The organism is Streptomyces sp. SirexAA-E (genome assembly GCF_000177195.2).
Classification (GTDB): domain Bacteria; phylum Actinomycetota; class Actinomycetes; order Streptomycetales; family Streptomycetaceae; genus Streptomyces; species Streptomyces flavovirens.
The window spans coordinates 5,736,112-5,759,080 of sequence record NC_015953.1; the positions used below are offsets into that span (position 1 = coordinate 5,736,112).

Below are 22,969 nucleotides of genomic sequence, written 5' to 3' on the forward strand. Positions count from 1 at the left end.
CGGGGCGGCCCGATGGCTCAGGGCTGTCCCGTGATCCCTGGCGGGCGCGCGACGACGGCTACCGCACCTCGCCGCGTCGTCGGAACGCCCGAATACGCCCGCAAGGTGCCCCCAGGCGTATGCGGACGTCCCTCCGCCTTGCGACGCACCGCGTCTGACGCCGCACACTGACCCACCAGGTACTACGGGACAGCCCTTAGTCTGGGCCGGTCGGCCGAAGTTGAGGGGAACCCCGGTGAAGGTCCTGCACATTGTCACGCTGCACACTCCGGACCACGCGTTCGGCGGGCCGACCAGGGTCGCGCTGAACCTCTCCAAGGTCCAGCGCGCCCACGGCGACGACGCCCGCCTCATGGCCCTGGGCGACGGCTTCGAAGGGGCCTTGCCCGGCGAGGTCGAGGGAGTGCCCGCGCACCTCTTCCAGGCCCGCCACCTGCTCCCCGCCTTCGAGGTCAGCGGCATCACCTCCGCCGCCCTTCTGCGCACCGCGCGCCGCATGATGCGCGGGGCCGACCTGGTCCACGTCCACCTGATGCGCGACCTGGTGACCCTGCCCGCCGCCCTGCTCGCCCTGGCCACCCGCACCCCGCTCGTCGTGCAGACCCACGGCATGGTCGACCCCACCGAGAAGCGGGTCGCCCAGCTCACCGACCTGCTGGGTGTGCGCACGGTGCTGCGCCGCGCCGACGCCGTCCTGCACCTCACCGAGCAGGAGCGCCTCGACGTCGGCGCCGTCGCCGCGCCGGTCGCCCTCACGAACACCGTGCGGCTCGTCAACGGCGTACGCACGCAGGAGCGCAAGCCCGCACGCGAACCGGGCAGGCCGCCGGTCGTCCTGTTCCTGGCCCGCATCCAGGAGCGCAAGCGCCCCGAGGACTTCGTCGCCGCCATGCCGGCCGTCCTGGCCCGCCACCCCGACGCCCGCTTCGTGCTGGCCGGACCCGACACCGGGGCGCTGCCCGGCACCCTGGCACTCGCCCGGAAGCTGGGCGTCATGGACGCGCTGGACCATGTGGGGCCGCTCGGTCACGAGGAGGTGCTCGACGCGGGGCGCCGGGCCGACGTGTACGTCCTGCCGTCGATCGAGGAACCCCTGGGCGTCTCGGTCCTGGAGGCCATGTCGGTCGGCACCCCCGCCGTCATCACCCGCACCTGCGGCCTCGGGCCCGACGTGGCGGCCGCCGGAGCGGGCCGGGTCGTCGACAGCCGCGTCGGCGAGGACGCCGCCAACGCGGCCGGGATCGCCGGCGCGGTCCTGGAGCTCCTGGAACCCGGGGCGGGCGACCGGGCCGGCAAGGCCGCCTGGGACCTGGTCAACGAGCGCTTCAGCGTCGAGTCCGTCGCCCGCACCCTTGGGCAGACCTACGAGGACGTGGTCCGCCGGAGGGCACGGTGACCCAACCCGGCCTTCGCTCGCGGGACTTGAGGGCGATCTGCCACCGGTAGAAGCTCATCGCCAGCGCGAAGTCCAGTCCCGCGCGGCCGTCCAGGAAGCCCCGCCGGTAGACGTACATGTACGCGAAGGAGACCAGCGGCTTGAGCGGCGCCTTGTGGAAGAGCTGCCCCTGACGGGACTTCACCCTGCGCACCTGCTCCTTGACGTCCGGATGGTGCTCCAGCCACGCCTCCCAGTCCGAGTAGCGGTTGTGCCGCTCGAACCAGGCGGTCACCGGGTCCAGGTCCTGGTGCTCGATGGGGTTGTGCAGCGCCTGGGAGGTCGCCGCGACCGGCTGGTAGTGCCCTTCCACCTCGCCGATCCCCGGCGCGTCCAGATCCCCGACCTCCGGGTAGTGGCAGCGGGTCCGGTCGGTCAGCGAGCGCTTGCGGATCGTGTAGCCGTGCCGCAGCCGCTTCCCCGAGAACCAGTAGCCCAGCGGGATGTCGTACGCCGCCGGCTTCGGCCGGTCCGGGCCGGCGAAGATCCGCCGCAGCTCCGCCAGCAGACCCGGGCTGATCCGCTCGTCGCCGTCGAGCAGCAGGATCCAGTCCAGGTCGGTGCGGACGTTCTCCAGACACCACTGCTTCTTGCGCGGGTGGCCGCCGTCCCAGGTGTAGGTGACCACCTCGGCCCCGCACTCCTCGGCGATCTTCGCCGTGTCGTCGGTGCTGTGGGAGTCCACCACGACGACCGCCTCGAAGTGGCCGAGGACCGACTTCACCGCCTCGGCGATGTTCAGGCCCTCGTTCTTCGTGGGGATCGCCACGGCGATGGGCAGCTTGCTCAACGCGTCTTCCCTTCGGGCAGCCAGGCGTAGCAGCCTGTGGAGGTGAAGGTGCGGGCGGAGGCCGGGACGGTGAGCGACACCGGCCGGTCCGTGGAGCCCGCGGCGAGCTGCTCGCCCTTCGCCCCGGCCAGCTGCCACGCGCAGTCCTTCGTGGGGGAGGGGGCGCGGTAGCGGCCGGGCCGGAGCGTCGCGCCGGTGTGGGTGCCGTCCGCGTAGCCGAGCGCCGCCTCGTCGACCAGGTCCTGGTGCCGCGGGCACAGGTGCGCCACGGCGGGGGCCGCGTCCGCGACCTCGCCGGCGACGATCGAGCCCACGGCGATCTCCCGGTCGGCCTTGGCCAGGTAGCGGAGCCGGTCGCAGGTCTCCTGACCGGTCTGGAGCACCGCCGCCGGGTCCATCCCCTCGGGGACCCGGTCGGTCAGGTACTCCTTCTGCGGCTTGCTGAAGGTGCCGGTGGCCGGGGTGATCTCCCCGGCGGGCACCTTCGGCGGCTCACCCGCCTCCTCGGGGGAAGCGGCCTGGGCGTCCCCGCCCGACGAGCCCGGTGACGCCGAGGGGCCTGCGGCGGCCGGCGCGGAGACCACGTCCCGGGACGGCGCGGGGTCCGCCTTCGCGTCCTGTCCGCCGCCGGACGAACCGCAGGCCGCCAGCACCGCCGTCGCGAGGGCGACGGCGGCGCCGGCCAGGAACGGATGCCTCATCAGCCGGTCCTCAGTGCGTAGTGCGCGCTGACCTGGGAGGCGCTCAGCGCGGTCGGGTAGACGGCGGTCTCGTCGATCTGCCCGGCGAAGAAGTTGCTGGTCGGGCGGTTCGGCCAGTTGGCCAGGTTGTCCCCGCCGACCCTCCAGTAGCCGGGGGTGTTCTGGCTCGCGGTGTAGGCGGAGCTGGACGCGCGCAGCTGCCCGTCGACGTACAGCGCCATACCACCGGTGCCCTGGGTCGCGACGACGTGGTGCCAGTTGCCGTCGTTGTAGGCGGCGGTCGTGGTGACGGTGCGGTAGCCGCCGCTGTACACGCCGAAGACCAGCCGACCGTTGTCCGCCATGTAGACGTGCTTGTCGTAGCGGGTGCTGTTCTGCATCGTCAGGTTGCCGAAACCGATGACCTTCCCGCCCCGGGTGGTGGTCGTCCTGATCCAGGTCTCGACCGAGAACCGGGTGGGCGCCGGGTGCAGCGTGTTGCCGTAGGCGTACTGGCTCGTCCCGTCGAAGCCGATGGCGGTCGAGCTTCCGGCGACGGCGGCCGGGGTCTGCCGGTACGCCGGCGCGTTGCGCAGGAAGCCGTTGTTCCGGTTGCCCGTGGCGTCGGCCGCGAAGGTCGAGGTGCCCTCGTCGTAGCGCCAGTACACCGAGGCCCCGTCGGACAGCACGCGCGCCGGGTAGCGCTCCGCCGTCGCCGACACCGTCGCGGACTGGGCGGGGGACTTGGCGCTGGTGTTGGTGCCGTCGCTCGCGGTGATCCGGTACGAGTGGGTCTCGCCCGCCGCCACGGCGGTGTCGGTCCACCGCAGCTGCGGCCGGTCCCAGAAGACCGAGTAACCGGTGGTGGTGTGCACCGGGGTGCTCGCCCCGTCCTTGTAGATCCGGTAGGTCAGCTCGCCGTCGTCCGTGTCGAAACTGGTCTGCCAGTTCACGTCGATCCGCCCCGGTGTGAGCGTGGACAGACTCACGTTGGGCACCCAGGGCGCCCCGGTGTCGGGGCCGTCCGCGAACCGGGTGAGGCCCTGCTGCCGGACGCCGTTGACGGTGGTGAACTCCCCGCCGACCCAGAGGTAGTGGTGCCCGCCCCTGTCGGTCTGGGACATCACCCGGGGCCCCACGGGCTCGCCGATGCCGTCGTTGGTGTCCGGGAACCACGGCAGCAGCTCAGGGTCGTCCACGGACTGGGCGAGCAGGTGCTTGCGCGGCTGGTCCGGGAACTCGCCCATGTCGGCGCAGTCATGGGCGTGGCTGCCGCTGTAGAGCACGCCCGAGTGGACCAGGACCGCCTGGGTGGCTCCCAGGCAGGTGTCGCGCCACCGCTGCTGGTAGCCGGCGAGGTCGATGGCGATCCGGCCGTCGAAGACGCCGCCGCCGGTCCCCTCGTTCGCGGTGTACAGGCCGGTCGCGTCCGTCGTGAGGTCCTGCACCGTGGAGGTGTCGGGAATGAAGCCGGGGTAGCTCTTGACCAGCGCGCCCGTCGTCGCGTCCACCACGGCAAGGGCGTGGCTGCTGGTGCCGTTGACCTTGAAGAAGTCACCGCCGAGCGCGACGTGCCGTCCGTCGGGGGTGACCTGGACTGCGCGGGCCACCTCGTCGGCGTCGGCGGTGAAGGGCAGCAGGGCGGCGCCCGTGGTGACGGCGGCGAACTTTTTCCTGGTCTGGCCCCCCACGCTGTTGAAGTCGCCGCCGAAGTAGACGGTGTTGGCCGTGACGTCGATGGCCCGGACGGTCGCCGAGACCGAGATCTTGAAGTCCTTGCGCGGGGTGCACGTCGCGGTGTCGACGGCCGCGATGTTGCTGACCCCCTCGCCGTTCACCGACCCGAACTGCCCGCCCGCGTACAGGGTCTTCCCGTCCGGGGACAGGGCCAGCGCCCGCACGGTGGCGGTGCCGGAGGAGAGCGTGAAGGACAGGCTGCACCCGGTCGGCGAGCCGGTCGCCGCGTCGAACGCGGCGAAGTTGAGCGCCGGTTGCTCGGAGGTGCCCGCCGCCGCGCCCGGCGGGCGGAGGGTGGAGAAGGTGCCGCCCGCGTAGACGACGCCGTCACCGGCGGCCATCGACCAGACGATGCCGTTGGTCTGCCAGGTGGTGAGGTCGTCGGCGGTGATCGCGACGGGCGGGGTCAACGCCGCCGCCGACGGGGTCCCGCCCGTGGCCGTCGCGGTCAGGGCCCCGGCGAACAGGCAGAGCGCGGTGGCCGCGGCGCGCACCCGGCCGCGTCCCCCGCTCGGCCCGCGGCCCGTGGTTACGTTCATGATCCAGCTCCGGAGGTGAGGACGAGCCGCGGCCGGCCGGCCGCGGTCCGAGGGCGTACGGCGAACGTAGCGCCGTCCGCCCGGCGGGCGGGCGGGACTTGCGAAACACGTCCTGAAGGGACCGGGTCCCCGGTCCCTGTGCCGGTGGCCGGCACGAGGCCGTGGCGGTGCTTCGCGGACCCGCTCATCGGTCCACCCGCACCGTCGCCCCGGTGAGCTGGTCGGCCAGCAGCCGGATGTCCGCGTCGACCATGATCCGGGCCAGCTCCCGGGTCTTCACCTCGGGCTTCCACCCGAGCAGCTCCCCGGCCTTGGAGGCGTCCCCGACGAGCGCGTCGACCTCGCTGGGGCGCTCGTACTTCGGGTCGTAGCGGACGTGCTCCGCCCAGTCCAGGCCCGCGTGAGCGAAGGCGTACTCGACGAACTGCCGGACACTGACGCCCTCGCCGGTGGCCACCACGTAGTCGTCCGGGGCGTCGCACTGGAGCATCCGCCACATCGCGTCCACGTACTCCGGGGCGTAGCCCCAGTCGCGCACGGCGTCGAGGTTGCCCAGGTGCAGGCGGTCCTGGAGCCCGGCCTTGATCCGGGCGATCCCGCGGGTGACCTTGCGGGTCACGAAGGTCTCGCCCCGGCGCGGCGACTCGTGGTTGAACAGGATGCCGTTGACGGCGTACATACCGTATGCCTCGCGGTAGTTGACGGTCGCCCAGTACGCGTAGACCTTGGCCACGCTGTACGGGCTGCGCGGGTGGAACGGCGTCCGCTCGTCCTGCGGGGGCGGACTGGCGCCGAACATCTCGGAGGACGAGGCCTGGTAGATCCGGGTCTCGACACCGCTGGCCCGCACCGCCTCCAGAAGCCGGATCGTGCCGAGCCCGGTCACGTCACCGGTGTACAGGGGCGCGTCGAAGGAGACCCGGACGTGTGACTGGGCGCCCAGGTTGTAGACCTCGTCGGGGCGGATGTCACGGAGCAGGTTGACCAGCGCGACGCCGTCGGAGAGATCGGCGTGATGGAGGACGAAGGAACGATTCGCTTCCTCGGGCCCCTGATAGATGTGGTCGATCCGCTCGGTGTTGAAGCTCGACGAACGGCGTATCAGGCCGTGGACGGTGTACCCCTTGTCGAGCAGCAGCTCGGACAGGTACGAACCGTCCTGACCGGTCACCCCGGTGATGAGTGCGGTCTTTGCCATGGCTCCCCCTTCTGTGGTCGCCCGACGGGCGGGATGATGCACCTGAATGGCGTGGTCTGGGCGGTTTGCCGTAAAAGGTCCCCTGAGTCCGGAGGTGCTGGCACAATCCGAGCCATGACGACTGAACTCCCCCAGGAATCCCGGAAATTGGGCCGACCGCTGCTGTCTCCCGGTGCCCGTGTATTCGTCGCGGGCCACCGCGGTCTCGTCGGCTCGGCGCTGGCCCGCCGTCTCACCGCCGACGGTCACGAGGTGGTCACCCGGGGCCGGGACGAGCTCGATCTGCGCGACGTGGCGGCCACCGGGAGGTTCCTGCGGGACGTCCGTCCCGACGCCGTCGTCCTGGCCGCCGCCAAGGTGGGCGGGATCATGGCCAACAGCACCTGGCCCGTGCAGTTCCTGGAGGACAACCTGCGTATCCAGCTCAGCGTGATCGCGGGCGCGCACGCGGCGGGTACGCCCCGACTGCTCTTCCTCGGCTCGTCCTGCATCTACCCCAGGCGCGCCCCGCAGCCGATCCGGGAGGACTCCCTGCTCACCGGGCCCCTGGAGCCGACGAACGAGGCCTACGCGCTGGCCAAGATCGCCGGGATCGTGCAGACGCAGTCCTACCGGAGGCAGTACGGCGCGTCCTACATCAGTGCCATGCCCACCAACCTCTACGGTCCCGGCGACAACTTCGACCTGGAGACCTCCCACGTGCTGCCCGCGCTGATCCGCCGGTTCCACGAGGCGAGGCGGGAGCGTGCGCCCGAGGTCACCCTCTGGGGTTCGGGCAGCCCTCGCCGTGAATTCCTGCACGTCGACGACCTGGCCGCCGCCTGCGTGCGGTTGCTGGAGGCCTACGACGGCGACGAGCCGGTCAACATCGGCTGCGGCGTCGACCTCACCATCAGGGAACTGGCGGAGACCGTAAGGGAGGTGACGGGATATCAGGGGCGCATCGCCTGGGACGCCTCGAAACCCGACGGTACCCCGCGCAAGCTCCTGGACGTCTCCCGGCTGACCTCCCTCGGCTTCACGCCGCGGATCCCGCTGAGGGACGGCATCGCCCGCACCTACGCCTGGTGGCTGGGTCAGCCCGCGGCGCGCGGCTGACCCCCGGACCGTCCGGCCGCGACGGGCGCGGCCCCCTCGCACGTGTGCCCGCGCCACCTCAGTACGCCCCCCGGCCGTCGGCGACGGCCCGTACGGTACGGGCGAGGAGTCCCAGGTCCGTCGTCACCGACCAGTTGTCGACATACCAGAGGTCGAGGCGGACCGTCTCCTGCCACGACAGGTCCGAGCGCCCGCTGACCTGCCACAGGCCGGTCAGCCCCGGCCGGACCGCGAGCCGCCGCAGCTCCTTCTCGTCGTAGCGCGCCACCTCCTCCGGCAGCGGCGGGCGCGGGCCTACCAGGGACATGTCACCTCGTAAGACGTTGAAGAGCTGCGGGAGTTCGTCGACCGACGTACGGCGCAGCGCGTGGCCGATCCGGGTGACCCGGGGATCTCGGCGCATCTTGAACATCGGGCCCTCGCTCTCGTTGACCCGGGCGAGCTGCTCCTTGCGGGACTCCGCGTCCGCCACCATCGTGCGGAACTTCCACATGGTGAAGGGGGTGTTGTGCCGCCCGTGCCGGACCTGGCGGTGGAAGACCGGGCCACGGGAGGTGAGCCGGACGGCCAGTGCGACGGCGAGGAACAGCGGTGCCAGCACCAGCAGGCCCAGCGCGGCCCCGATCCGGTCCACCAGGGCCTTGAGCGCGGCCTGCGGCCCGTGCCGCAGGGGAGGCGCCACGTGCAGCAGCGTCAGCCCCGCGACGGACGCGGGGCGGACCCGGGCGGCCGCCGTCCCCGAGAGGTCCGAGAGCACGCAGAGCGCGACGCCCCCGTCGTGCAGACCCCAGGTGAGCCGGCGCAGCCGGTCGCCGGTCAGCTTGGGGCCGGGCGCCACGAGCACCAGGTCCGCGTCGTGGGCGAAGGCGCTGCCGAGCACCGTGGACACGTCGTCCTCGGCAGGTTCGGGAGCGAGCCGCCCCGGCACGGGGGTCTCCCCGCCCGGGGCGCCCCCGCCCACCGGCACGGCGGCCACCACCGCGTACGGGTGGCCCGCCCGGGAGGTGAGCCGGCCGACCGCGCGGTCCAGGCCGGCCGACTCGCCCACCACCAGGACCCGGTGGGCGGGCCCGTGGCGCCGGGCGGCCCGCCATCGCCCCGCCGCGACGGCCGTCAGGGCGGCCGCCAGGCCGGGCACCAGGGCCGGCACGGCGGTCGCCGGATCCGGCCGGTGGCCCGTCACGGCCAGCAGCACGACGAGCGTCCCGACGAGCACCAGCCAGTCGGCGAGCGGTGGGGAGAAGGGGCGGGGCCGTCCGGGGGGCGGTTCCGTGTACCGGCCGCGCGTGGCACGCACACCCACCCAGACGAGGGCGGCGACGGCGGCGGCGGCCGAAGGGCGCGGCGCGTGGGCCGCGTGCAGCACCCACCAGGCGGGCGCGCCCAGGCCCAGCAGATCGGTCAGGGCGAGGAGGTGCGGGCGTCGGTCCGGCCTTCCGGCCGCCCGCTTCACCCGCGGGTGGTCGTGCGGTGCGCTCGGCGCTCTCCACAACTGTTCGAGTGCCGCCGTGCGGTTGCGGGACCCCATGGTGCGCGGCCGTGGTGCCCCTGCCAGCCCTACCGGCCCTGATAAGTCCGATTCGGGTAATTCGACATGCCCCATGAGCCCCCCAGCCACAGTCGCACCCCCGAACGGGACGCATCCGCCGATCTCGTGGACTGACGGATGCGCCTTCGCTCGGTGCACGATATCCACACACGTGCCATTTCGCTGGAGTTCCCATGAAGTTCGGACGGGCTCGCCGGAGCGCGGGAACCCTCCTGCGCGGGCGGCGGGCTCAGAGCACCGTCGCCAGCGAGTCCAGCGCGGCCGACGGGTCCTTACCGGCCGGGATGAGGACCGCGTCGGTCACACCCGCCTCCCGGAGCGCGGCGATCCTGGCCCGGGCCTGCTCCCGGGTCCCCGCCACCGCCAGCTCGGCCACCCACGCGTCGGGCATGCGCCGGGCGAACTCGGCCCGGGAGGCGCACCGGGCGCGCAGCCCGGCGAGCTCGTCGCCGAAGGGGAGCGCGGCGACCTGCGCCCGCCAGTCCGGCTCTCCGACCCACTCCAGCGCGGGCCGTGCCGCGGCCAGCGCGGCCCGGGGGTCCTCGTCGACGCAGGCCACGTTGTACGCCACGACCCGGTGCGGCCGACGGGGAGCGATGTGGCCGACGGCCTCCCGGACGTACGCGGGAGCCGCAGGTTCGGCCAGGACCGTGCCGTCGGCCACCCTCCCGGACACGGCCAGCGACTTCGGGCCCCGCACCCCGGCGAGCACGTCGGGCGCGGGGGAGGGGAGCGCCGAAGGCTCCAGCCGCACCCCGTCCAGGCGGACGTACCGGCCGTCGTCCCGCACCCGCCCGCCGCGCACGAGTTGCCGGACCGCGGTGACGTACTCCTCCAGCAGCGTCAGCGGGCTCGCGGGCCAGGCGCCGGCACCGCGCATCCAGGCCGGCATGCCGTGCCCCACCGCGACGTCCAGGCGCCCCGGGAAGAGCTGGGCGAGGGTGGCGATCTCCATGGCCGCGAAGGCCACGTTGCGGCTCCCCGCGGGCAGCAGGCCGATGCCTACGCGGATACGGCTCGTCGAGGCCAGGACGACGGCGGCCTGGGCGACGCCCCCGCGGTGACCCAGGTCCTCCACGACCCACACACTGTCGAAGCCGAGCCCGTCCGCCCGGCGCGCGAAGGGCAGGACGGCGTCCGCGGGCAGATCGCACGGCAGCACGACGCCGACGGACCGGTGGGGGCTGCTCATCGGTAACTCCTGGTGGGCCGGGGCGAGATGCCGGGGCGGGGTGGCACGACAGCTTCGCAGACCGGGCACGCCACCCCGCGACCCGCCGGCGGCGGCCCTCCGGCTCCGCCGCCCCGCCGCGCGAGCGCGCCGCCGGGTGGTGCAGGGTGGGCGGCTGAGCCGGTTCGCCGCACCCACCGCATCGGAGAGAGCACCGCATGAAGATCGTCGACGCGACCGTGGTCGTCACGAGCCCCGGCCGGAACTTCGTGACGCTGAAACTGACCACCGACGAAGGGATCGTCGGCCTGGGCGACGCCACGCTCAACGGCAGGGAGCTGGCGGTCGTCGGCTATCTCTCCGACCACGTCGTGCCCCTGCTCACCGGCCTCGACCCGCACCGGATCGAGGACACGTGGCAGTACCTGTACCGCGGCGCCTACTGGCGGCGCGGCCCGGTGACGATGGCCGCCCTGGCCGCCGTCGACGTCGCGCTGTGGGACATCAAGGCCAAGGCGGCGGGGATGCCGCTGTACCAGCTCCTGGGAGGCGCGAGCCGCGAGCGGATCCGCACGTACGGGCACGCCGACGGCCGAGACATCCCCGAACTGCTCGACTCGGTCCGGGCCCGCCTCGCCGAGGGGTACCCCGCGGTCCGCATCCAGAGCGGCATCCCCGGGCTGAAGGCCGTGTACGGGGTGCACACCACGGACGGCGACGGGGCTCCCGTCCTCCACCAGCAGGCCAGGCCGCTGGTGGAGGACTGGGACACCGAGGCCTACCTCCGGCACGTCCCCGCGGTCTTCGAGGCGGTCCGCGCGGAGTTCGGCGCCGAACTGCCCCTGCTCCACGACGTGCACCACCGGCTCACCCCGATCCAGGCGGCACGGCTCGGCAAGGACCTGGAGCGCTACCGGCCGTTCTGGCTGGAGGACTGCACACCCGCCGAGAACCAGGAGGCCCTGCGCCTCATCCGCCGGCACACCACCACGCCGCTCGCCGTCGGCGAGGTGTTCAACACCGTCCACGACTACCAGACGCTGGTCACCGAGCAGTTGATCGACTACGTGCGGTCCGCCGTCACGCACTTCGGAGGCGTCACACCGCTGCGCAAGCTCTTCGACCTCGCCGCGCTGTACCAGATCAGGACCGCCGTCCACGGCCCGCAGGACATCTCGCCGGTCGGCATGGCGGCGGCCGTCCACCTCGACCTCGCCGTGCACAACTTCGGCATCCAGGAGTACGCGCCCCACACCCCGCGCACCGAGGAGGTGTTCCGGCACGCCTACACGTTCACCGACGGGCACCTCCACCCGGGCGACGCGCCCGGCATCGGCGTGGAGCTCGACGAGCAGGCCGCGGCGGCCCATCCGTACGAGGCCGCCTACCTGCCGGTCAACCGCCTCCAGGACGGCACCGTCCACGACTGGTGAACCCGGCCGGGCGGTGTCCGTGACGGAGACCTCGTGTGTCCCGCGCACTCCTGGGACCTCGACGGCATGCCTGGGACCGGCTCGCCCGCCGCCCGTTGTCAGAGGCGGGTGGCACACTTCCGCGGCATGAGTGAACAGGTGAGTCTGAGAGATGTGCGGAGTGACGATCTGGAGGTCTTCCTCGCCCAGGAACACGATCCGGAGGCGGCGCGGCGGTCGAACTTCCGGCCCAGGGAACGGGAGGCGTTCCTGACCCACTGGCAGACCCGGGTCCTCGGTGACCCCGCCGTCTTCGTCCAGGCCGTCACCGTCGACGGTGTGACGGCGGGCAACGTGGTGGCGTGGTGGGAGGAGGACCGGCGCTTCATCGGGTACTGGCTCGGCCGGGAGTACTGGGGCCGGGGCGTCGGCACGCGGGCGCTCACGCTCTTCCTGGCCCGGGAGACGGCCAGGCCCCTCCACGCCGACCCCCACGCGGAGAACACCGGTTCGGTGCGGCTGCTGGAGAAGGCGGGATTCCGGCGCACCGGGACGGTCCGGCACGGCGAGCAGGAGCACATCATGCTGGTCCTCCCCGCGGACGGCTGAGGACGGCCGGGGCGCTCCAGGGTGCCGTCCCGGATCCCAACACGCGCTGTGGCGCCTTGCCGCCCACCGCCGTGCTCACACGCCATGATCGGAGCCGCAGGCGGTATTCCGACCAGGAAGGGTGTGGCGACATGGCAGGACCGATTCTGATCACCGGCGCGGGCAGCGGTTTCGGCAAGGAGGTCGCCCTGCGGCTCGCGGCCGCCGGGCACCGGGTGATCGCGGGCGTGGAGATCATCGCCCAGGTCAGCGCGGTGCGTGCCGAGGCGCGGGAGCGCGGGGTCGAACTGCGCGTCGAGAAGCTGGACGTCACCGACCCGGGCGACCGGGAGAGGGCCTGGACCTGGGAGGTCGAGGTCCTCCTCAACAACGCCGGGGTCTCCGAGGGCGGTGCCACCGCCGACATCCCCGAGGAACGGCTCCGGCGGCAGTTCGAGGTCAACGTCTTCGGGCCCGTCCTGCTCACCCAGGGCATCGCCCGGCAGATGGCCGCCCGCCGCAGTGGGCGCATCGTCTTCATGTCCTCGGTCGCCGGACTCACCGTCGACCCGTTCACCGGCGCGTACGCCGGATCGAAGCACGCGGTGGAGGCGTTCGCCGACGCGCTGGACCAGGAGCTGGCCGAGTTCGGCGTCACGGTGGCCACGATCAATCCCGGCCCGTTCCTGACCGGCTTCAACGACACCATGTTCGAGACGTGGAAGGAATGGCGCGACGACCCCGCCGACCGTCTCCACGACTACGCCGAACTGGCCTTCCCGCACGAGCAGTACGACCCCGAGCCGGTCTTCGAGCGCACGGTCCGCGTCCTCCTCGGCGAGGAGAGCCGCTACCGGCACCTGCTCCCCGCCGAGATGGAGCAGCAGGCCCGCGAACAGGTCGACGCCCAGTGGAGCCGGCAGGTGAACGACGGCCGTCGCCCCGCTCTCGTGCAGAAGGCGTACGACATCGCGCCGGGGACGCCCGTGTCGTCCTGAGGGCCCCGGACATCGGATTTTGCATGGTCATGCGTAATCATGCATACTCTTCCCATGTCTAAGGTCCTCACCTCCCTTCCGGCCGGCGAGCGCGTCGGCATCGCCTTCTCGGGCGGCCTCGACACCTCGGTCGCGGTCGCGTGGATGCGCGACAAGGGTGCCGTCCCGTGCACCTACACCGCCGACATCGGCCAGTACGACGAGCCCGACATCGCCTCGGTGCCCGGCCGCGCACAGGCCTACGGTGCCGAGCTGGCGCGGCTGGTCGACTGCCGTGCGGCGCTGGTCGAGGAGGGCCTGGCCGCGCTGACCTGCGGGGCGTTCCACATCCGTTCCGGCGGACGTGCGTACTTCAACACCACCCCGCTGGGCCGCGCGGTCACCGGCACGCTCCTGGTCCGGGCGATGCTGGAGGACGACGTGCAGATCTGGGGCGACGGCTCCACGTTCAAGGGCAACGACATCGAGCGGTTCTACCGCTACGGCCTGCTCGCCAACCCGAACCTGCGGATCTACAAGCCCTGGCTGGACGCGGACTTCGTGACCGAGCTCGGCGGCCGCAAGGAGATGTCGGAGTGGCTGCTCGCCCATGAGCTGCCGTACCGGGACAGCACGGAGAAGGCGTACTCCACCGACGCCAACATCTGGGGCGCCACCCACGAGGCCAAGACGCTGGAGCACCTGAACACCGGTGTGGAGACCGTCGAGCCGATCATGGGCGTGCGGTTCTGGGACCCGTCGATCGAGATCGCCGCCGAGGACGTGACGATCGGCTTCGAGCAGGGCCGCCCGGTCACGATCAACGGCAAGGAGTTCGCCTCCCCGGTCGACCTCGTCATGGAGGCCAACGCCATCGGCGGCCGCCACGGCATGGGTATGTCGGACCAGATCGAGAACCGCATCATCGAGGCCAAGAGTCGCGGCATCTACGAGGCGCCCGGCATGGCCCTCCTGCACGCCGCCTACGAGCGCCTGGTCAACGCGATCCACAACGAGGACACCCTCGCCCAGTACCACAACGAGGGCCGGCGCCTGGGCCGCCTGATGTACGAGGGCCGCTGGCTGGACCCGCAGGCACTGATGGTGCGCGAGTCGCTCCAGCGCTGGGTCGGCGCCGCCGTCACCGGCGAGGTCACGCTGCGGCTGCGGCGCGGTGAGGACTACTCGATCCTCGACACCACCGGTCCGGCGTTCAGCTACCACCCGGACAAGCTGTCCATGGAGCGCACCGAGGACTCGGCGTTCGGCCCGGTGGACCGGATCGGCCAGCTCACCATGCGCAACCTCGACATCGCGGACTCGCGCGCCAAGCTGGAGCAGTACGCCGGTATCGGCCTGATCGGCACCGCCAACCCGGCCATCGGGGCCGCCCAGGCCGCCGCGACCGGCCTCATCGGCGCCATGCCCGAGGGCGGCGCCGAGGCCATCGCCTCCCGCGGCGAGGTCTCCGGCGACGAGGAGATGCTGGACCGCGCCGCGATGGAGTTCGGCACGGACTGACTCTCCCCGGAGCACCAGGCCGGCCCGACGCCCCCTCCGGGCGCCGGGCCGGCCTTTTCCGTTCGTCGGGCCCGCGCCGGGCGATCTACGCTCCCGCCATGACGATCACGTACGAGTGGCGGGGCGAGAGCGAGAACGCGGCGCTCGACGCCCTGCACGCGGAGGGTTTCGGCCACCCGGTCCAGGGCGCCGACCGGACGGCCCGGCTGTACGGCCACAGCCTCGGCTGGGTCTGCTCCCGCCATGACGGAGAGTTCGTCGGCTTCGTCGACGTCGCCTGGGACGGCGGTGCCCACGCGTTCCTTCCGGACACCGTGGTCGCCCCGGCCCACCGCCGGGCCGCCGTCGGCTCCGAGCCGGTCGCGGAGGCGGCACGCGGGGCCGGGCGGCCGGGTGCGCCTGGCCACGGCGACTTCGTGGACGGACCGAGGCCGTTCCACCTCGACGCGTGCGGGTTCAGGCCGAAGGCCGCAGGACCGATCCCCCTCTGAGCCGACGTGCGCCGCCCCCGGCGGCGGCGCGCCCGCTCACCCGCTCGTCCGCTCACCCGCTCGACCGCGGCCCGAGGCCGAACGCCTCCGCCACCCGGCCGGTCAGATCGTCCTCGGCCGTTCCGGTCCCCGGCTCGATCGTGCGCAGGCCGAGCCGGGCCGTCTCCTCGCGGAGGCGGTCGGTGAACATACGGTCGCGCGCGGCCAGGTTGGCCGCGGCGCGCTCCGGGTCCGTGGTCCGCCAGGTGAATCCCTCTCCCGGCGCCTCCCGCCCGGTCACCGCCGTCTCGCGGAACGCGGGGGTGGGGAGCAGCCAGACGGCCTGACGCTCCACGGTGAGCAGGGGCTTCACGAGGCGGGGCAGCAGCCGGAAGCCCTCCACGACGACGCACCGGTCCCGGGGCAGCCGGAGCAGGTCCTCCACGATCAGGCCGAAGCCCTCACCGCGGAACCAGTGGAACGTCTCCAGCATGACTTCCGGGGACCTGTCCACCCACCGCTCGTCCATGCTCATGCCCATGAAGGCGTGCAGATACGGAGCCTGCCCGACCGGCACCCGCCGGGTGTGGTCGCCCATCACGTCGTCGGTCGCGTAGAGGCGCCAGCCGTACCGGTCCGCCAGCCCGCGGGCGACGGTCGACTTGCCCCCGCCGCTCCCGCCCCCGATCCAGCGGACGTGCCGCAGCGCGTCCCGGACCTGCCCGTTCTCCACGCCGTGCCCCCTCGCCTCCGGCGCCACCCTATCGCCGCGCAGTCCAGCCCTCAGGACCCGAAGAGGTGGCCGGACAGGACGGAGCGGCAGGCCGCCCGGGTCGGGCCGCCTGCCGCTCCCGCACGTCACCGGGCGCGTACGCCCGGATCTCTCAGGTGGACGCCTGGTCGCTGTCCTTCAGCGAGCCCCAGCCGTGCCACCGGTCGACCTCGACCCAGGCGCTCACCCGGGCCCGCTTCCGTTCCGGGTACGGGTTGCCCGTGTATTGGGTCGAGAGGCGGTCGATGTCGGTGAGACCCTCGTCGTCGTACATCTCGGCGACGTGCCCGATGAGGGTCACGTGCGTGTACCAGTCGCCGTCGGCGAGCACGGTGAGTGTCACCCGCGGGTCGTTGCGCAGGTGCTTGAGCCGTACCCGGCCCTCGTCCATGTTGATCAGCACCCGGCCGTCGTCCCACAGGTACCAGGTGGCCGTGGAGACCGGCGCGCCGTCCGAGCGCACCGTGGCGAGGACGCACGGGTTGGGGCGGCGCAGCAGTTCCACGGCCTCGGGCGGCAGCGGCGGCTTGGACATGTGAACTCCTCGGTGTCGGCGGACAGCGGTGTACGGGGCGGAGGTGCCGGGCCGGGCTCCGGCGCCGGGCCGTCCGGGACCGGTACCCGCCGCCGGCGGGCCGAACCCGTGTACGGCACCGTACGCGGGCCCGGTGCGGCGGTCAGGGCCGGGTGCTCAGGGCTGGGTGCGGGCCTGTTCGGCCGCCTGACCGGCGGCGCCGGTCTCGGTGGAGGCGCCGCGGGTGGAGAGCACCCCGCCACTGGACTCCAGGTGGGCGCGGACGAACCACTGGAAGAGCTCCAGGCCCCGGAGCTGCTCGATCAGCATGTCCTGGGTGACCGGGTCGGACGTCTCGGTGGCCTGCATGGCCTCGCGATGGTCCTTGATGACCGACGTGTAGACCATGTCGAGGGCCCCGAGGTGCTCGATGGCCTCCGCCCGCCCGATCGAGTAGTTGTTCCAGGTGCGGTCCTTCACCAGCGCCCCGGGCGTGCCGTTCGGTTCGCCGCCGAGGGTGGAGATCCGTTCGGCCAGGTCGTCGGCCATGGAACGGACCTGGTCGACCTGGGGGTCGATCATCTCGTGCACGGCGATGAAGTGCGGGCCGACGACGTTCCAGTGCACGTGCTTGAGGGTCAGGGACAGATCGTTGAGGGAGTGCAGACGCATCTGCAGCAGCGCGATGATCTGCCCGCTGTCCTGGGCGCTCACCCCGGGCACGGTGTACGAAATGTTCGAGCGCTGTGACGCCACGGCGGGACTCCTTGCGGGTGTGGATGCTGAGACCCCCAGACAAACAGCTCGTTGTGGGCTCCGCAGTCCGGCCGCGCGCGGCCCGCGGTGTGTTTCACCGGTGCGGACGCGCCGCCCGCCGACCCCGCCACGGGTGCGTGGCACGGCGATCTGTCCGACCCTGGAAAGGGCCGAGATGTATCGATCACCCGTTCGGCAGGGAATCAGGAGGGCGCTGTGACGAAGAAGGACGACGACATCGCGAAGGGCGACGAGGTCTCCTGGAGGAGCCACGGCCAGGAGGTGCCCGGCAAGGTCACCAAGAAGATCACGGACCGCACCGAGGCGGCGGGCCGGACCGTCGACGCCTCGAAGGACGACCCGCAGTACGAGGTGGAGAGCGACCGGTCCGGCCGTTCCGCCGTGCACAAGCCCGGCGCTCTGCACAAGAAGGGCGACCGCTCCTGATGGCGGGGGACGGCGGGGACCGGGACGCGACCGCCAAGGCGTTCGGCGAAGCGGTCAACATGACGCCCGCCCGGCTGGAGGACTGGCTCGGCACCGACGCCTCCCACGAGGTCGGACAGAAGGGGCGCGGGCGGAAGGGCGGCGGACAGAAGGGCGGCGGCGAGAGCGTCGGGCACGCGTCGGGCCGGCGCATCGTCGGGCTGCTCCGCACGAAGAAGGCCGACCTCGACGAGGACGATCTCGCCCACATGCGCGAGGTCGTGGGCTACGTGCACCGCCACCTCGCGCAGCGCCCGGACGGCGACGTCACCGACACGCCGTGGCGGTACTCCCTCATGAACTGGGGCCACGACCCGCTGAAGTGACCCGCACGCCCCCCGCCGTGGTGCACACGGGTCACACGAAGAGGGGATGCCCAGGGAGGCTGCTGGCTTCGGCGCCCGGAACGTGATCGGCTTGAGGTCCCGTCGGCCGTGCGGGGACGAAGCAGCCGAGGGGCACGGATGACGAACCGACAGCACCCAGCAGCACCGGACACCGTCGTCGTCGGCGCCGGTCTCGCGGGATTGGCCTGCGCACTCGACCTCAGCCGCGCGGGCCTGCGCGTCGAACTGCTGGAGGCGTCCGACGCGGTGGGCGGCCGGATGCGGACGGACCGCAAGGACGGCTTCCTGCTGGACCGGGGCTTCCAGGTCTTCAACACCTCCTATCCGCAGGTGAAGTCCCGTCTCGACCTGCGTGCCCTGCGCCTGCGCCCCTTCACCCCCGGCCTCGTCGCCCGGACGCCCTCGGGCCGGGTCCGCCTCACCGACCCGACCCGGCGTCCGGGCGACGCCGCGCAGTTGCTGCCCGGCCGCGTCCTGTCCGCCCGGGACCTCACCGCGCTCGCCGCCCTCACCGCCCGCGACGTCCTGCTGCCACCGAAGCGGCTGGCCCGTACGACCGACCGCACCGCCTCGGACGCGCTCGTGCGCGCCGGGCTGTCGCCGGACGCGATCGAGGACCTCCTGCGGCCGTTCCTGTCCGGGGTGTTCCTGGAGGAGGGGCTGGAGACCTCCGCCCGCTTCCTGCACCTGGTCTGGCGGAGCATGGCGCGCGGCACGCTCTGTCTGCCCGCCGACGGCATCGGCGCGGTACCCGCCCAGCTCGCCACCCGGCTGCCCGAGGACGCCCTGCGGCTCGGTACGCCCGTCGCCGGGCTCACCGATGCCGGGGTGCTCCTGGCGGACGGACGGGAGCGCCCGGCGGCCGCCGTCGTCGTGGCCACGGACGCCGTCACGGCCGCCCGTCTGCTGCCGGGCCTGGAGGTCCCGGACGGCCGCACGGTGACGACGTACTACTACGCGGCCGGGAAGTCGCCGCTGACCGAACCCACCCTGGTCGTCGACAGCGCCCTGGCCGTCCTGAACAGCTGCGTCCTGACCGAGGCCGCCCCCACCTACGCCCCGCCCGGTACCGCCCTGGTGTCGGCCTCCGTCCTCGGCGCCGGTCCGCCGGGCGGCGAGAAGACGGTGCGCGCCCGGCTGGCCGAGCTGTACGACGCGGACACCAGTACCTGGGACGCGGTCGCCGCGTACACGGTGGAGGGCGCGCTGCCCGCGATGCGCCCGCCCTGGCCGCTGAGCCGGACCACCCGCTTCGCGCCGGGCCGGTACGTCTGCGGGGACCACCGGGCCACCGGGTCCGTCCAGGGCGCCCTGGCATCCGGCAGCCGGGCGGCGCGTGAGGTGCTGGCCGACCGCGCGGCGGCCCGCGCCGCCCGGACGTGAACCCGCGCCCGGCACGGCCGCCCCGGTGAGCCGCACCGGTGCCGCCCAGGACGCGGCCGACGGCGTCGTCGTCGTGGGCGGCGGCGCGGCCGGCCTCTGCCTGGCCCACTGGCTCGGCAAGGACCCGGACATCCCCGTGACCGTGGTCGAGGCCCCGGACGGCCCGCTGCGCCCCGCGGAGCGGACCTGGTGCTACTGGGAGGCGGGCCCGGGGGAGTTCGAGGAGGCCGTCGTCAGCTCCTGGACGCGGCTGCGGGTGCGGGGACCGGACGGCTCCGCCGTCGAGTCGGAGCCCGCCCCGCTGCGCTACCGCATGGTCCGGTCGGGCCGCTTCGAACAGCTGGTGCACTCCCGGCTGGCCGCCCGCCCCACGGCCCGGCTCCTGCGCGCCACCGCCCACGAGGTGCGGGACACGCCGTACGGCGCCGAGGTGCGCTGCACGGGCGCCGACGGGCGGCCGCTCACCCTGCGGGGCCGCCACGTCTTCGACTCCCGCCCCGCGCACGGCATTCCGCCCCACCGCACGCTGCTGCTCCAGCACTTCCGCGGCTGGTTCGTGCGTACCGGCGCACCCCGGTTCGACCCCGGCGTCGCGGACCTCATGGACTTCCGGGTACCGCAGCCGCGCCACGGACTCGCCTTCGGTTACGTCCTGCCCCTCGCCCCCGACCGGGCGCTCGTCGAGTACACCGAGTTCTCCCGGACCCCGCTGACCACCCCCGCCTACGAGGCGGCCCTGCGGCACTACACGGCGGACGTGCTCCGCCTCGGCCCGCTCACCGTCGAGTCCGCCGAACAAGGGGTCATCCCCATGACCGACGCGCGCTTCCCCGGGCGCACCGGGCCCGCCGTCTTCCGTATCGGGGCCGCCGGCGGTGCCACCCGCCCGGCGACCGGCTACACCTTCGCCGCCGTACAGCGCCAGAGCCGGGCCATCGCGGAGGCCCTGCGCCACGGCCGCGCGGACGTGCCGCCGCCGCACGGCCGGCGGCAGCTAGCGATGGACGCCGTCCTGCTGCGGGCACTGGACACCGGGCGCGTGGACGGCCCCCGCTTCTTCACCGACCTCTTCCGCCGCGTGCCCATGGAGCGGCTGCTGCGCTTCCTCGACGGCGGGAGCACGCCCTGGGAGGAGTTCGGCATCGGCCTGCGCACCCCCGTGGGGCCGATGCTCCGCACCGCGGCCGAACTGCCCTTCCTCGCCCGCCGTGAGACCGACCGCCGTGAGACCGCCCGCCGGGACACCGGCCGATCCGAGGAGAGCCCGCGATGACCCTGTTGCGCGACCACGACCTCGCGCACGCGTTCGACCACGCGTCGCACAGTTACGACCGTCTCACCGCGCTGAACCCCGGCTACCGCACCGACCTGCACCGCTCGGCGCGCCGCCTCGGCCTCCCGGACGGCGGCAGGGGCCTGCGGGTGCTCGACCTCGGCTGCGGTACGGGGGCGTCGACGCGGGCACTGCTGCGCGCGGCCCCGCACGCCCGGATCACGGCCGCCGACGCCTCGGCCGGCATGCTGGAGCGGGCCCGCGCGAAACGCTGGCCGTCGAACGTACGGTTCCTGCACCGTTCCGCGGAGGCGCTGGCGAGCGCCGGTCACGACGGCGTGTACGACGCGGTCTTCGCCGCCTACCTCTTCCGCAACGTCACCGAGCCGGGCCGGGTCCTCACGACCGTGCGCACGCTGCTGCGTCCGGGCGGCCGGCTGCTGGCCCACGAGTACAGCCTCAGCGGCTCCCCGGTGCACCGGGCCCTGTGGCACGCGGTGTGCCGGGGGGTGATCGTCCCGGCGGGCACGCTGACCGGGGACCGCGAGCTGTACCGCCATCTGTGGCGCAGTGTCCTCGACTTCGACACCGCACCGGTCTTCGCCCGGCGGATCGCACGGGCCGGATTCCCGTTCGTCCGGACCGTGCCCGTCGCCGGATGGCAGACCGGCATCGTCCACACCTTCCTGGCCCGGACGGAGGCGTCATGACCCGCGCCCGGCCCGCCGCCGACCGCCACGGACGCGACCGCCGGGCGGAGGTCCTGCCGCCGGCCCCGGGCCGTGAACGCTTCACCGGCGACGCGCCGTCCACCGCGGTGATCGGCGGCGGCATCGCCGGTCTCGCCGCCGCGACCGCCCTCGCCGAGCGCGGCGTCCGCGTGACCCTGTACGAACGGGAGGACGCCCTCGGCGGCCGCCTCGCCGGGTGGCCCGTCCGCCTCGCCGACGGATCCGGGGCGACCATGAGCCGCGGCTTCCACGCCTTCTTCCGCCAGTACTACAACCTGCGCGGCCTGTTGCGGCGTACCGACCCCGCGCTCGGCTGCCTCACCCCGCTGCCCGACTACCCGCTCCGGCACCGCGGCGGCCTCACCGACAGCTTCGCCCGGGTGCCGAGGACCCCGCCGTTCAGCGCCCTCGGATTCGTCGCGCTGAGCCCGACGTTCGGCCTGCGCGACCTCGCCGCGATGAACCCCCGCGCCGCGCTGCCGCTGCTCGACGTCCGGGTACCCGAGGTGTACGAGCGGTTCGACCACGTCAGCGCCGAGGACTTCCTGCACCGGATCAACTTCCCCGAGGCCGCCCACCACCTGGCCTTCGAGGTGTTCTCCCGCAGCTTCTTCGCCGACCCCCGGGAGCTGTCCGCCGCCGAGCTGCTGCTGATGTTCCACATCTACTTCCTCGGGTCGTCCGAGGGCCTCCTCTTCGACGTACCGCGCGAGCCCTTCCCCGAGGCGCTGTGGGACCCGCTCGGCGGCTACCTGCGACGGCTCGGCGCCAAGGTGCGCACCGGCACCCCGGTCCACCGCGTCCGCCCCGCCACGGACGGCACCCTGACCGTGGAGCGGGACGGGGCGGCCGACCGCCACGAGGCCGTCGTCCTCGCCCTGGACACCACCGGGCTCCGCCACGTCGTGGGCGCCTCCGAGGAGTTGGGGGACGCTGCCTGGCGAGCGGACGTCGCCGCGCTGCGCACCGCGCCGCCGTTCCTGGTCTCCCGGCTCTGGCTCGACCGCCCCGTACGCGCGGACCGCCCCGGTTTCCTCGGCACCAGCGGTTACGACGGGCTGGACAACATCAGCGTCCTGGACCGCTGGGAGGGCGAGGCCGCCCGCTGGGCCGCGCGGACGGGCGGCGGCGTGGTCGAACTCCACGCCTACGCCGTCGACGCGGACGCCGAACCCAAGGAGGTCCAGCGGCACATCGTCGACCGGCTGCACGAGGTCTACCCGGAGACCGCCGACGCCCGGATCGTCGACGCCCGCCACGAATGGCGCGCCGACTGCCCGGTCTTCTCCGTCGGCGGCTACCACCGGCGCCCCGCCGTCCGCACCCCGCACCCGCGCGTCGCACTGGCGGGCGACCTGGTCCGCACCGGCCTCCCCGTCGCCCTCATGGAACGCGCGGCGACCTCCGGCTTCCTCGCCGCCAACGCCCTGCTCGCCGACTGGGGCATCCGCGGCCAGACGCTCTGGACCGTTCCGCTCTCCGGCCGCTCCCGGCTCCTCGGAGCCCTCGCCCGCCGGGCCGGACGGTACTGACGCGGCACGG

22 protein-coding genes are annotated in these 22,969 nt (G+C 73.3%); 13 read left to right on the plus strand and 9 right to left on the minus strand.

All coding sequences use genetic code 11. The features are described 5' to 3' along the window. Nucleotides 1-235: 235 nt before the first annotated feature. Nucleotides 236-1,396, plus strand: coding sequence for a glycosyltransferase (locus tag SACTE_RS25515; protein WP_014048900.1), 1,161 nt, complete (start codon nt 236-238; stop codon nt 1,394-1,396). Here the strand turns inward: SACTE_RS25515 and SACTE_RS25520 are convergent. From SACTE_RS25520 to gmd, 4 genes are all read right to left on the minus strand, one after another. Continuing rightward, the gene (locus SACTE_RS25520) at nt 1,326-2,225 is read right to left on the minus strand and encodes a glycosyltransferase family 2 protein (protein ID WP_014048901.1); all 900 of its coding nucleotides are present in this window, start codon (nt 2,223-2,225) and stop codon (nt 1,326-1,328) included. The two genes, SACTE_RS25515 and SACTE_RS25520, sit on opposite strands and share 71 nt — an antisense overlap. Next, complete coding sequence (locus tag SACTE_RS25525) at nt 2,222-2,926, minus strand: hypothetical protein (RefSeq protein ID WP_014048902.1); 705 nt, start codon at nt 2,924-2,926, stop codon at nt 2,222-2,224. Before SACTE_RS25525 ends, SACTE_RS25520 begins: the two co-directional genes overlap by 4 nt. After that, nucleotides 2,926-5,181 (minus strand): LamG domain-containing protein, encoded by a 2,256-nt coding sequence (locus SACTE_RS25530; RefSeq protein ID WP_014048903.1) that lies wholly within the window; start codon nt 5,179-5,181, stop codon nt 2,926-2,928. The genes SACTE_RS25525 and SACTE_RS25530 overlap by 1 nt, the downstream gene beginning before the upstream one ends. Nucleotides 5,182-5,365: 184 nt before the next feature. After that, nucleotides 5,366-6,379, minus strand: a complete 1,014-nt coding sequence (gene gmd, locus SACTE_RS25535) for a GDP-mannose 4,6-dehydratase (protein ID WP_014048904.1) — start codon at nt 6,377-6,379, stop codon at nt 5,366-5,368. A 114-nt stretch (nt 6,380-6,493) separates the two neighbouring features. Between gmd and SACTE_RS25540 the strand changes: the two genes are divergently transcribed. Then, a complete protein-coding gene (locus SACTE_RS25540; protein WP_014048905.1) occupies nt 6,494-7,477 on the plus strand; it encodes a GDP-L-fucose synthase in 984 nt (327 codons plus the stop codon). A gap of 58 nt (nt 7,478-7,535) precedes the next feature. Here SACTE_RS25540 and SACTE_RS25545 read toward each other — a convergent pair whose 3' ends face one another. Continuing rightward, a complete protein-coding gene (locus tag SACTE_RS25545) occupies nt 7,536-9,005 on the minus strand; it encodes a sugar transferase (RefSeq protein WP_014048906.1) in 1,470 nt (489 codons plus the stop codon). Between the two features lie 250 nt (nt 9,006-9,255). Then, nucleotides 9,256-10,218: an LLM class flavin-dependent oxidoreductase gene (locus tag SACTE_RS25550; RefSeq protein WP_014048907.1), complete on the minus strand. Its 963-nt coding sequence runs from the start codon at nt 10,216-10,218 to the stop codon at nt 9,256-9,258. 197 nt (nt 10,219-10,415) lie between these two features. Between SACTE_RS25550 and manD the strand changes: the two genes are divergently transcribed. The 5 genes from manD (at nt 10,416) to SACTE_RS25575 (ending at nt 15,186) form a co-directional block, all read left to right on the plus strand. Continuing rightward, nucleotides 10,416-11,630 carry a D-mannonate dehydratase ManD gene (gene manD, locus SACTE_RS25555; protein WP_014048908.1) on the plus strand — a complete coding sequence of 405 codons (1,215 nt, stop codon included), beginning with the start codon at nt 10,416-10,418 and terminating at the stop codon, nt 11,628-11,630. 126 nt (nt 11,631-11,756) lie between these two features. Continuing rightward, nucleotides 11,757-12,218: a GNAT family N-acetyltransferase gene (locus SACTE_RS25560; protein ID WP_176724301.1), complete on the plus strand. Its 462-nt coding sequence runs from the start codon at nt 11,757-11,759 to the stop codon at nt 12,216-12,218. A gap of 131 nt (nt 12,219-12,349) precedes the next feature. Beyond that, the gene (locus SACTE_RS25565; RefSeq protein ID WP_014048910.1) at nt 12,350-13,195 is read left to right on the plus strand and encodes an SDR family oxidoreductase; all 846 of its coding nucleotides are present in this window, start codon (nt 12,350-12,352) and stop codon (nt 13,193-13,195) included. Between the two features lie 54 nt (nt 13,196-13,249). Then, nucleotides 13,250-14,695, plus strand: coding sequence for an argininosuccinate synthase (gene argG, locus SACTE_RS25570; protein WP_014048911.1), 1,446 nt, complete (start codon nt 13,250-13,252; stop codon nt 14,693-14,695). Between the two features lie 98 nt (nt 14,696-14,793). Then, nucleotides 14,794-15,186 carry a GNAT family N-acetyltransferase gene (locus SACTE_RS25575; RefSeq protein WP_014048912.1) on the plus strand — a complete coding sequence of 131 codons (393 nt, stop codon included), beginning with the start codon at nt 14,794-14,796 and terminating at the stop codon, nt 15,184-15,186. Between the two features lie 52 nt (nt 15,187-15,238). Here the strand turns inward: SACTE_RS25575 and SACTE_RS25580 are convergent, their stop codons facing one another. The 3 genes from SACTE_RS25580 to SACTE_RS25590 form a co-directional block, all read right to left on the minus strand. Then, on the minus strand, nt 15,239-15,898 hold the full coding sequence (locus tag SACTE_RS25580; RefSeq protein ID WP_014048913.1) for a hypothetical protein: 660 nt from the start codon (nt 15,896-15,898) through the stop codon (nt 15,239-15,241). 151 nt (nt 15,899-16,049) lie between these two features. Then, on the minus strand, nt 16,050-16,472 hold the full coding sequence (locus SACTE_RS25585) for a PPOX class F420-dependent oxidoreductase (protein WP_014048914.1): 423 nt from the start codon (nt 16,470-16,472) through the stop codon (nt 16,050-16,052). 156 nt (nt 16,473-16,628) lie between these two features. Next, nucleotides 16,629-17,207, minus strand: a complete 579-nt coding sequence (locus tag SACTE_RS25590) for a DNA starvation/stationary phase protection protein (RefSeq protein WP_014048915.1) — start codon at nt 17,205-17,207, stop codon at nt 16,629-16,631. A 216-nt stretch (nt 17,208-17,423) separates the two neighbouring features. On the opposite strand from SACTE_RS25590, the gene SACTE_RS25595 reads away from it, so the two are divergent. The 6 genes from SACTE_RS25595 to SACTE_RS25620 all read left to right on the plus strand — a co-directional run bounded on the left by SACTE_RS25595 (nt 17,424) and on the right by SACTE_RS25620 (nt 22,959). Further along, a complete protein-coding gene (locus SACTE_RS25595; RefSeq protein WP_014048916.1) occupies nt 17,424-17,654 on the plus strand; it encodes a DUF2945 domain-containing protein in 231 nt (76 codons plus the stop codon). After that, a complete protein-coding gene (locus tag SACTE_RS25600) occupies nt 17,654-18,019 on the plus strand; it encodes a DUF3140 domain-containing protein (protein WP_014048917.1) in 366 nt (121 codons plus the stop codon). Before SACTE_RS25595 ends, SACTE_RS25600 begins: the two co-directional genes overlap by 1 nt. Before the next feature lie 138 nt (nt 18,020-18,157). Next, on the plus strand, nt 18,158-19,423 hold the full coding sequence (locus SACTE_RS25605) for an NAD(P)/FAD-dependent oxidoreductase (RefSeq protein ID WP_014048918.1): 1,266 nt from the start codon (nt 18,158-18,160) through the stop codon (nt 19,421-19,423). A gap of 25 nt (nt 19,424-19,448) precedes the next feature. Further along, nucleotides 19,449-20,696: a lycopene cyclase family protein gene (locus tag SACTE_RS25610; protein WP_014048919.1), complete on the plus strand. Its 1,248-nt coding sequence runs from the start codon at nt 19,449-19,451 to the stop codon at nt 20,694-20,696. Continuing rightward, nucleotides 20,693-21,406: a class I SAM-dependent methyltransferase gene (locus SACTE_RS25615; RefSeq protein ID WP_014048920.1), complete on the plus strand. Its 714-nt coding sequence runs from the start codon at nt 20,693-20,695 to the stop codon at nt 21,404-21,406. Before SACTE_RS25610 ends, SACTE_RS25615 begins: the two co-directional genes overlap by 4 nt. Further along, nucleotides 21,403-22,959, plus strand: a complete 1,557-nt coding sequence (locus tag SACTE_RS25620) for an FAD-dependent oxidoreductase (protein ID WP_014048921.1) — start codon at nt 21,403-21,405, stop codon at nt 22,957-22,959. Before SACTE_RS25615 ends, SACTE_RS25620 begins: the two co-directional genes overlap by 4 nt. Nucleotides 22,960-22,969: the final 10 nt, after the last annotated feature.